Source organism: Nostoc sp. CHAB 5715 (assembly GCF_020829685.1).
Taxonomy (GTDB): Bacteria; Cyanobacteriota; Cyanobacteriia; order Cyanobacteriales; family Nostocaceae; genus Nostoc.
In genome coordinates, this window is record NZ_JAIVFR010000303.1 from 1 (window position 1) to 7418 (window position 7418).

Genomic DNA, 7418 nt, shown 5'->3' on the forward strand with positions numbered 1-7418 from the left:
AAAATGCCCATATTGCGAATCAACCAACGCCACTGCATACAAGAATGAGCGTAGATATCACTGTAACGAATGCTTTACTTCATACAGTGTTACAGTGGGTACACTTTTTCACAAGACTCATGTAGAATTACAAAAGTGGTTTGTAGCGATTCACCTTGTGCTTAATTCACCAGGGGGTATTAGTGTGCGTCAGCTTGCCAAGGAAGTTGGAGTTAATAAAAATACAGCCAGTTACATGATTGAGCGCATTCGTAAAGCAATGATTGAGGAAAAGGAAATGCTACTGAGGATTAATGAATAGAAGTGAATAAAAATCAGTGCAAATCAAACTTTAACAACAATAATAAAAACCACATAGGGTGATAATGCACCTTATACAGAGTATTGCACAAAGCTTGTTTCACCTATCATCAATATTTTTTTAATTTCTTAGCTAGCTCAAAGTAAGCAGTTTTAAGAGTGTTATTTATCAGGATAGATATTATGATGATATTGCCAAACTCTACCACAACAAGTACTACAGAATCTAATTTTTCTGACACCACTACGTCCTTAGTTAGTTTTTTATCTGACATAACTACAATCATAGGTTTCCCAATTGCAATCGTTTCTTTAACTGTTGCAGTGATGTCATATAGGAGTCAGCAAGAAGTATCTGAGAATAGTTTAAGGCAGCCTGTTTCAAGAGGAGAATTAAATATCTTAAATAAATTAATGATTCCACCAAACTTAATAGTAAAAAGCATAGCCGAGATTTTTCCAGATTCAGCAATTGTCGAAAATATTCAACAAAAACTATCGAATACACAGAAGTCATTGGATGAAAAACTTAAATTTTTGCAAGAACGTTGTCAGAATAGCCAAAAGGCAGGTATATGGCTATTGAAGAATAGTAAAAATATATCAAAAGAAGCAAGTGAAAAAGTTTTAGGCAGTTACTCCACCTTAAAAATCAAAAGGAATGGTAGAGATAGGTATACTCAAGAAGAGTTCAGTTTATTTTCCGAACATATTGAAATCTACTTGAAGTTGGTTGGTCACTGCCTTAATGATTGTAGACCTAATGCTCTTGAAAAGGCTTTAACAAATACGTTTTCTCCAATTATAGATGATTTATATGTAGAAGATTATGAGAAAGCGCTAAGGTCTATTTTAGAGAGCATAGCTATGCGTGATCTTTCCCAAAAATCACGCAAAGAACTTAAACTTTATATTAACTTGTTAATAGATACTATTAAAGATAAATCATCTTAATTTCTTAGCTTTATCCCTTAATTGTCTCTCTGCTTGTAAATGTTTTTTAATTGCATTTTGATCATTTTTATCTCTTTGATTTTTCAACTCTTGGCGAAGGTTACCTAAATTCGACTTAATGTTAGTAATTTCTTGAATTCTGTCTCGCCATTTTTTTAAATAAGGCTGATCTAGCAATTTCTGAAACTGTGTTAAATTCTTTATGGTATCATCTAAAGAATTTTCTGCTTCCATTAGAGCCTGATCAATTATGTCAATGGCATCGCCCTTATTTTGATTATCTGCCATTTGTATATCTCAATACTAAATTATATTTTGTAGAAAGCTTTCTATATTTCAAAAATGATCATCTTCTAGTTATGTATTTAAAGTCACTACCGCTAACTGGGACACTGTTATTTTTTCTATTTTTATTAAAGCCAGTTGCAGTTATAGTTGGGTATCTATGATCGCAAAATGTTTAACGTGATCGCACTCCGGCCATCATGTTTAACTTACAGCCAAGATTCCCAAGCTAACTCACTCACTTGTCTCATGTGGTCAAAATCACTGTCTTGTGAAATAATCGTCAAATTATGATGCAAAGCGATCGCACACACCACCAAAACCCACATAATTAGCCCCCTCCTCGCTTGCGGGGAGGGGGTTGGGGGTGGGGTTCTATCTCTGCAACCAAGCAGCAATATCCTGCAACACCCCCTCCATCCTCTCCAGAACATCCTCATTTCTAAATCGCACAACCTGCAACCCCAAACTCTCCAAAAATTCTTGACGTATCGCATCTTCTTGTTGCGTGTAGTCGTGAATTTCGCCATCCACTTCCACAACTAACCGCGCTTCATTACAGTAAAAATCGACGATAAAACGGTCAATTGTTTGCTGACGGCGGAACTTGAAACCCAAAAGTTGCTTGTGTCTCAACTTCTGCCAAAGTAGCTTTTCTGCTGGAGTTGGTTCACACCGCATCTGTCGCGCCAATGGCTTAAGTTTTTTCCAAAGTTCGTATGGGGTTTGCCAAGGGTATCCCGGAACCCCACCCCCTAACCCCCTCCCCGCAAGCGAGGAGGGGGGACTGGAGTTGGTGAGAGGCTTTGGGTTGGGGTTGTGATTTTCGGTCATTTGCGATGTTGATGGTTAGCTAATATTTCATGTATTATTCCCAGCGATCGCACTCTCCAAACTCCTCAAAATGGCATAATCAGACATGGCTGCACCTTCAAAACTGATGTAAATCCTGCCAATGTCTAACGATGAATATGACAGTCCGTGGAAAGAAGCTATAGAAACCTACTTTCAAGAGTGCATTGAATTTTTCTTTCCTGTAGCTGCGGAAGGAATAGACTGGAAGCGAGGCTATACTTTTTTGGACAAAGAGTTACAGCAAGTAGTTCGAGATGCAGAACTAGGGCAAAGATTCGTTGATAAACTCGTTCAAGTCTGGCGGCGCAATGGCGAAGAAAGGTGGGTATTAGTCCATCTGGAAGTCCAAAGTAATGAAGAAACCAACTTTGCCCAACGGATGTCCGTCTACCACTACCGACTGTTTGACCGTTACAATCGGTCTATAGCTAGTCTAGCCATCTTAGGTGACGATCGCCCCACATGGAAACCAAATCAGTTTAGCGATGAACTATGGGGTTGCGAAGTCAAATTCAAGTTTCCCATTGTTAAATTACTTGAATATAGCCAACAATGGACGGAATTAGAAGCAAGTTCTAACCCATTTGCTACAGTAGTGATGGCTCATTTGAAAGCAAAGGAAACACGCCAAAATGACCAAGAGCGTAAACGGTGGAAGCTTGATTTAACGAAACGACTCTACGAAAAAGGTTATCAGCGCGAAGATATCATCAACCTATTTCGGTTTATCGACTGGGTGATGAGATTACCTGAAGAATTAGAGAACAGTTTTTGGCAAGAAGTGACTCAATATGAGGAGGAAAAGAAAATGCCGTATATTACCAGCGTAGAAACAAGGGCTATTGAACAAGGAAAAATAGAAGGAAAAATAGAAGGAAAAATAGAAGGACTTATTGAAGGTATTGAAATGGGTTTGGAACTAAAATTTGGCAGCGAAGGTTTAACCATACTAGCAGAGATTTCCCAAATACAGAATTTAGAGATATTAAGAGCTATTGTTACCAGTATAAAAACTGTGAATAATCTAGAAGAACTCCGGCAAATATATCAATAATTCACCACTTATACTCGACTGTAAAATGATTGCCCATCTTAAAAAATCCGAGTGCATTGGTGATGAGATTACCTGAAGAATTAGATAAAAATTTTTGGCAAGAAGTAACTCAATATGAGGAGGAAAAGAAAATGCCGTATATTACCAGCGTAGAAACAAGGGCTATTGAACAGGGAAAAAGAGAAGGACTCATTGAAAGTCTTGAAGTCTGTTTAGAACTAAAATATGGCAGCGAAGGTTTAACAATATTACCAGAGATTATCGAGATACAGAACGTAGAGATATTAAGGGCTATTCTCACCAGTATCAAAACTGTGAATAATCTAGAAGAACTCCGGCAAATCTATCAATAATTTACGACTCAAATTCGACTCTAAAAAGCAGCGATGTCTGAGATAGACTGCTATACTTTAATACACTCCCTTTAATCCAATGTCATCCTCTGCCAATTTTAAAATATTAAGTTAAATTAAGAATTATTGCAAACTAGTAAACAATTTTTGGGAATATCACCCAAGCTAATTAAAAGGTTTACGCAGAATGGATATTTTAATAGAATAATCTCATCAAAAGATTCGCAGAAACATAAATGGACTGGATTACACTACTGCGATCGCTACAGTCTGATTTTATTAAAAGGTTAACATCTGGTTGTCTGCTTCATTGTGAAACAGAAGGTCAATATAGTGAATTAACTATAATCTCTGGAGAAAGGTTAAGGGCATTACGGGAATTTTGCTGGCTGATGGCTGAGAAATACAAGCGTGTTTTACCAGTCCGTGATGTTTTTATTAGCTATCTTAAAGGGAAGTTGGGTGAGGAAGTTGTCAAAGAACGTTTAGCTGATTTTATTACCGAAGTCGATTATGAAAAGCGATTCGGCGGCGATGGCAATATAGATTTTACCTTGACTTCTGACCCATCTATTGGTATTGAGGTAAAATCTCGCCACGGTAGTATTGATAGAGTTAGATGGTCAATTAGTTCAGAAGAAGTTGAAAAAAATGCAGTTGTAGTTTGCATTTTGATTCAAGAAGATGTGAGTGAAGCACAATCTGAATATCACCTTTTTTTGGCTGGCTTTCTCCCAACCCGGATGATTAAGTTGAAAACTGGTAAAATTTCTTTTGGCATAGAACAATTACTGTATGGTGGTGGTTTATGGTGCTATCTAGAACAGTTACAATCTTCTATAAATTCTTCTAGAGAACAACCACCAATTTACAAATATCTCCCGAAGCAGGAAATTGCATCTAAGCCAACTATTAATCAGTTGAGTAAATCTAATTTTCAACCAGAATATAGTGATGAAAATTTAAATATACTTTATGTAAGATTAGGTGATGAATGTTTTGAGAAAGGAGAATATTCAAATGCGATCGCCAATTATAATCAAGCCTTACAAGTTAAATCTAGTGATGTTGATTTATATTATAAACGAGGTTTAGCTCATTATCAAATAGGAGATTATGAAGCTGCGATCGCAGATTATTCTCAGGCAATTCAGATAAATCTTCATGATGCTAAATCTTACAATAAACGAGGTCTAGCTCTGTCTCAACTGGGGCGATTAGAAGAAGCAATTAATGATTATACCCAAGCTATCAGAATTAATCCTAATGTTGCCGTAGCTTATAAAAACCGGGCTGAAGCTCGTTCTCATGTGGGAGATAATCAAGGGGCAATTGAAGATTATACCCAGGCTATTAAAATTAACCCCCATTATGCAGATGCTTATAAAAATCGTGGAATTGCTCGTTATTTATTAGGCTCTCAACCGGGATTTCCCCAAGCAATCAAGATTAATCCTAAAGATGCCATAGCTTATAAAAAACGTGGTAATGCTCGTTCAGATTTAGGAGATTTTGAAGGAGCGATTGAAGATTATACTCAGGCAATACAGATTAATCCTAATTATGCAGATGCTTATTACAACCGTGGTAATGCTCGTTCAGATTTAGGAGATTTTGAAGGAGCGATTGAAGATTATACTCAGGCAATACAGATTAATTCAAATTATGCAGATGCTTATTACAACCGTGGCAATATCCGTTTAGAAATAGCAGATAAACAGGGAGCAATTGAAGATTTTCAAAAAGCGGCAGATATCTATCGTCAAGAAGGTAAGCTAGAAGCACTCAAAGATACACGAGAAATAATATTAGATTTAGAAATAGAAGAATCATTAGATATTTTAAAATTTTAGAAAATTGATGAATTTGGATAAATAGTCCGTTTCAACAGACTAAATTGAATTAGTTATATAGCAGTCCTAAATGATTTGTAAACTTCTCTCCTTCTCCTCTTGGCGCTCTTGGCGTCTTGGCGGTTCGATAATTTTTACAACTCAAATAGGATTGCTATAGTCAGTTCAACGGAAATCTTGCACCAGTTCCAACAACCGCCTAGTAATGAATTACTAGGCTAATAGCGAAAGTCTTCTAAAGAAGACTGAGGAAAGATTTCAGTCCATTTTAATGGACTTGGGCTATGAGCCAGGAAATTTATTTCCTGGCGGGCAATGGTGCTAATTGAGAATGATGCAAGATATCAGTTAAAACGGACTTTTGCTATTTAGGCTGCGATTTTATTCGCAAGCTGACTCTGGGTTGAGCGACAATTTGACTATTACAAAAATCTGGGTAATGACAAAACCTTACATCTCATTCAAACGAGAAGGGCAATTAAGCGCCTATTTACTTAGCTCACAAAATTGTTCCAGTCTCTTTCAAATAAACCCGCGTAAATGGTTCATCTTCACCTAAAGAATAATCTTCAATCAATCCTTTGCGGCGAATAGAAATGTCGTTGCCTTTTCTAATCACCACAGTCGAACCATCAAACACATCCCGCACCAACATCATCTCAGTTTCGGTGGGATTATCCAAAACTACCATATTACTACTGCGGTAAAACATACCCTCTTCATCTAGAATATCTTCCGCATACTCAGCAATGAGCAAATCAAGTTTTGGATGACGCAGTAAAGTTTGGACGTTGCTATTGTAATTTTTGCTTAATACTTTTTTCGAGCGATTCACAAAAACTGCATCACGACAAACAGCGCCTATTGTCCAGTTGGGATTTTGCAAAAGGATATGGTCAATTGTTGCTTGCAGTTCTTCAACTGAGATTTTATTAAAGGTAATAATCGGTATCCTGGCATCTGTACCCGACTCAAAAAAGGTTTCTAAGATATGAGAAGGCACATCAACGCTTTCACCAACAGAAGGTTTAAGATGCATTAAAACACCTGGTGCAGCGTTGATTTCCAAGATAGCAAAGTTACTGGATTTCCAAGATTCTGAGAGACTTTTCGTAATGACATCAATACCAAGGCAAGTCAACTGGAAGTGTTGGGCAATATCTTGCGCCAAGATAATATTGTCATCATGAACTGTCTGGGTTGCATCAATGCTCATACCTCCGGCTGAAAGATTGGCGACTTTACGGAGATAAACAGTGCGTCCCTTCTCAATCACGCTGTCTAATGATAAGCGCTGTTCCTCTAGGTAAAGTTCCATCGCTTCATCTATCTGAATTTTGCTCATCGGCGAGGTAGGCGTGTCTAAACGTGCAGGTTTCCGGTTCTCTTGGCGGATTAATTCTGCAAGCGTTAAGTAGCCATCACCAACAACCGATGCTGGACGGCGTTCTGTGGCGGCCACAAATCTGCCATTGACACACAACAAGCGAAAATCTGAGCCGGAAATGCTTTTCTCAACAATTATCCGAGTTAGCTGATCTTCGGGAATCGCTGCCAGTGCCCTATTATAAGCAGCTGCAAGTTCTTTTGAGTCTTGCACGTCAGCCGTAACGCCAATTCCTTTGTGACCTACCACTGGCTTAACTGCCACTGGGTAGCCAATTTGTCTTGCTGCCGCCAAAGCTTCCTTTTCAGTAAAGACGATATCGCCTTCAGGAACTGGGAAACCCAACGTTTTTAAAAATGCCTTACAGTCATCTTTGC

Annotated in this window: 8 protein-coding genes; 5 read left to right on the top strand and 3 right to left on the bottom strand. The window is 37.9% G+C overall.

Annotation, left to right across the window (positions count from 1 at the left end):
• Together LC574_RS17760 and LC574_RS17765 are read left to right on the top strand one after the other, a co-directional pair.
• A partial coding sequence (locus LC574_RS17760; RefSeq protein ID WP_229454727.1) for a transposase occupies nucleotides 1–301 on the top strand: 301 nt, incomplete at its 5' end.
• 182 nt (nucleotides 302–483) lie between these two features.
• The gene (locus LC574_RS17765) at nucleotides 484–1254 is read left to right on the top strand and encodes a hypothetical protein (protein WP_229454728.1); all 771 of its coding nucleotides are present in this window, start codon (nucleotides 484–486) and stop codon (nucleotides 1252–1254) included.
• Here LC574_RS17765 and LC574_RS17770 read toward each other — a convergent pair.
• Both LC574_RS17770 and LC574_RS17775 read right to left on the bottom strand, forming a co-directional pair.
• Nucleotides 1246–1542 carry a hypothetical protein gene (locus LC574_RS17770; protein ID WP_229454729.1) on the bottom strand — a complete coding sequence of 99 codons (297 nt, stop codon included), beginning with the start codon at nucleotides 1540–1542 and terminating at the stop codon, nucleotides 1246–1248. The genes LC574_RS17765 and LC574_RS17770 overlap by 9 nt on opposite strands.
• A gap of 372 nt (nucleotides 1543–1914) precedes the next feature.
• The gene (locus tag LC574_RS17775) at nucleotides 1915–2373 is read right to left on the bottom strand and encodes an endonuclease domain-containing protein (protein WP_229454730.1); all 459 of its coding nucleotides are present in this window, start codon (nucleotides 2371–2373) and stop codon (nucleotides 1915–1917) included.
• A gap of 121 nt (nucleotides 2374–2494) precedes the next feature.
• Here LC574_RS17775 and LC574_RS17780 point away from each other — a divergent pair, with 121 nt between their 5' ends.
• The 3 genes from LC574_RS17780 to LC574_RS17790 all read left to right on the top strand — a co-directional run bounded on the left by LC574_RS17780 (nucleotide 2495) and on the right by LC574_RS17790 (nucleotide 5654).
• Entirely contained in the window at nucleotides 2495–3448 is a 954-nt protein-coding gene (locus LC574_RS17780) for a cytosolic protein (RefSeq protein ID WP_229454731.1), read from the top strand.
• A 62-nt stretch (nucleotides 3449–3510) separates the two neighbouring features.
• Nucleotides 3511–3801, top strand: coding sequence for a hypothetical protein (locus LC574_RS17785; RefSeq protein WP_229454734.1), 291 nt, complete (start codon nucleotides 3511–3513; stop codon nucleotides 3799–3801).
• Nucleotides 3802–4037: 236 nt separating this feature from the next.
• Nucleotides 4038–5654, top strand: a complete 1617-nt coding sequence (locus LC574_RS17790; RefSeq protein WP_229454732.1) for a tetratricopeptide repeat protein — start codon at nucleotides 4038–4040, stop codon at nucleotides 5652–5654.
• A 499-nt stretch (nucleotides 5655–6153) separates the two neighbouring features.
• Here the strand turns inward: LC574_RS17790 and LC574_RS17795 are convergent.
• Nucleotides 6154–7418: acetate--CoA ligase family protein (locus LC574_RS17795; RefSeq protein ID WP_229454733.1), on the bottom strand; the 1265-nt coding region annotated here is incomplete at its 5' end.

Coding starts and splice junctions, on each gene's coding strand:
- LC574_RS17785 (WP_229454734.1), top strand. CDS start 3,511: ATGAGATTACCTGAAGAATTAGATAAAAATTTTTGGCAAGAAGTAACT.
- LC574_RS17780 (WP_229454731.1), top strand. CDS start 2,495: ATGTCTAACGATGAATATGACAGTCCGTGGAAAGAAGCTATAGAAACC.
- LC574_RS17765 (WP_229454728.1), top strand. CDS start 484: ATGATGATATTGCCAAACTCTACCACAACAAGTACTACAGAATCTAAT.
- LC574_RS17775 (WP_229454730.1), bottom strand. CDS start 2,373: ATGACCGAAAATCACAACCCCAACCCAAAGCCTCTCACCAACTCCAGT.
- LC574_RS17790 (WP_229454732.1), top strand. CDS start 4,038: ATGGACTGGATTACACTACTGCGATCGCTACAGTCTGATTTTATTAAA.
- LC574_RS17770 (WP_229454729.1), bottom strand. CDS start 1,542: ATGGCAGATAATCAAAATAAGGGCGATGCCATTGACATAATTGATCAG.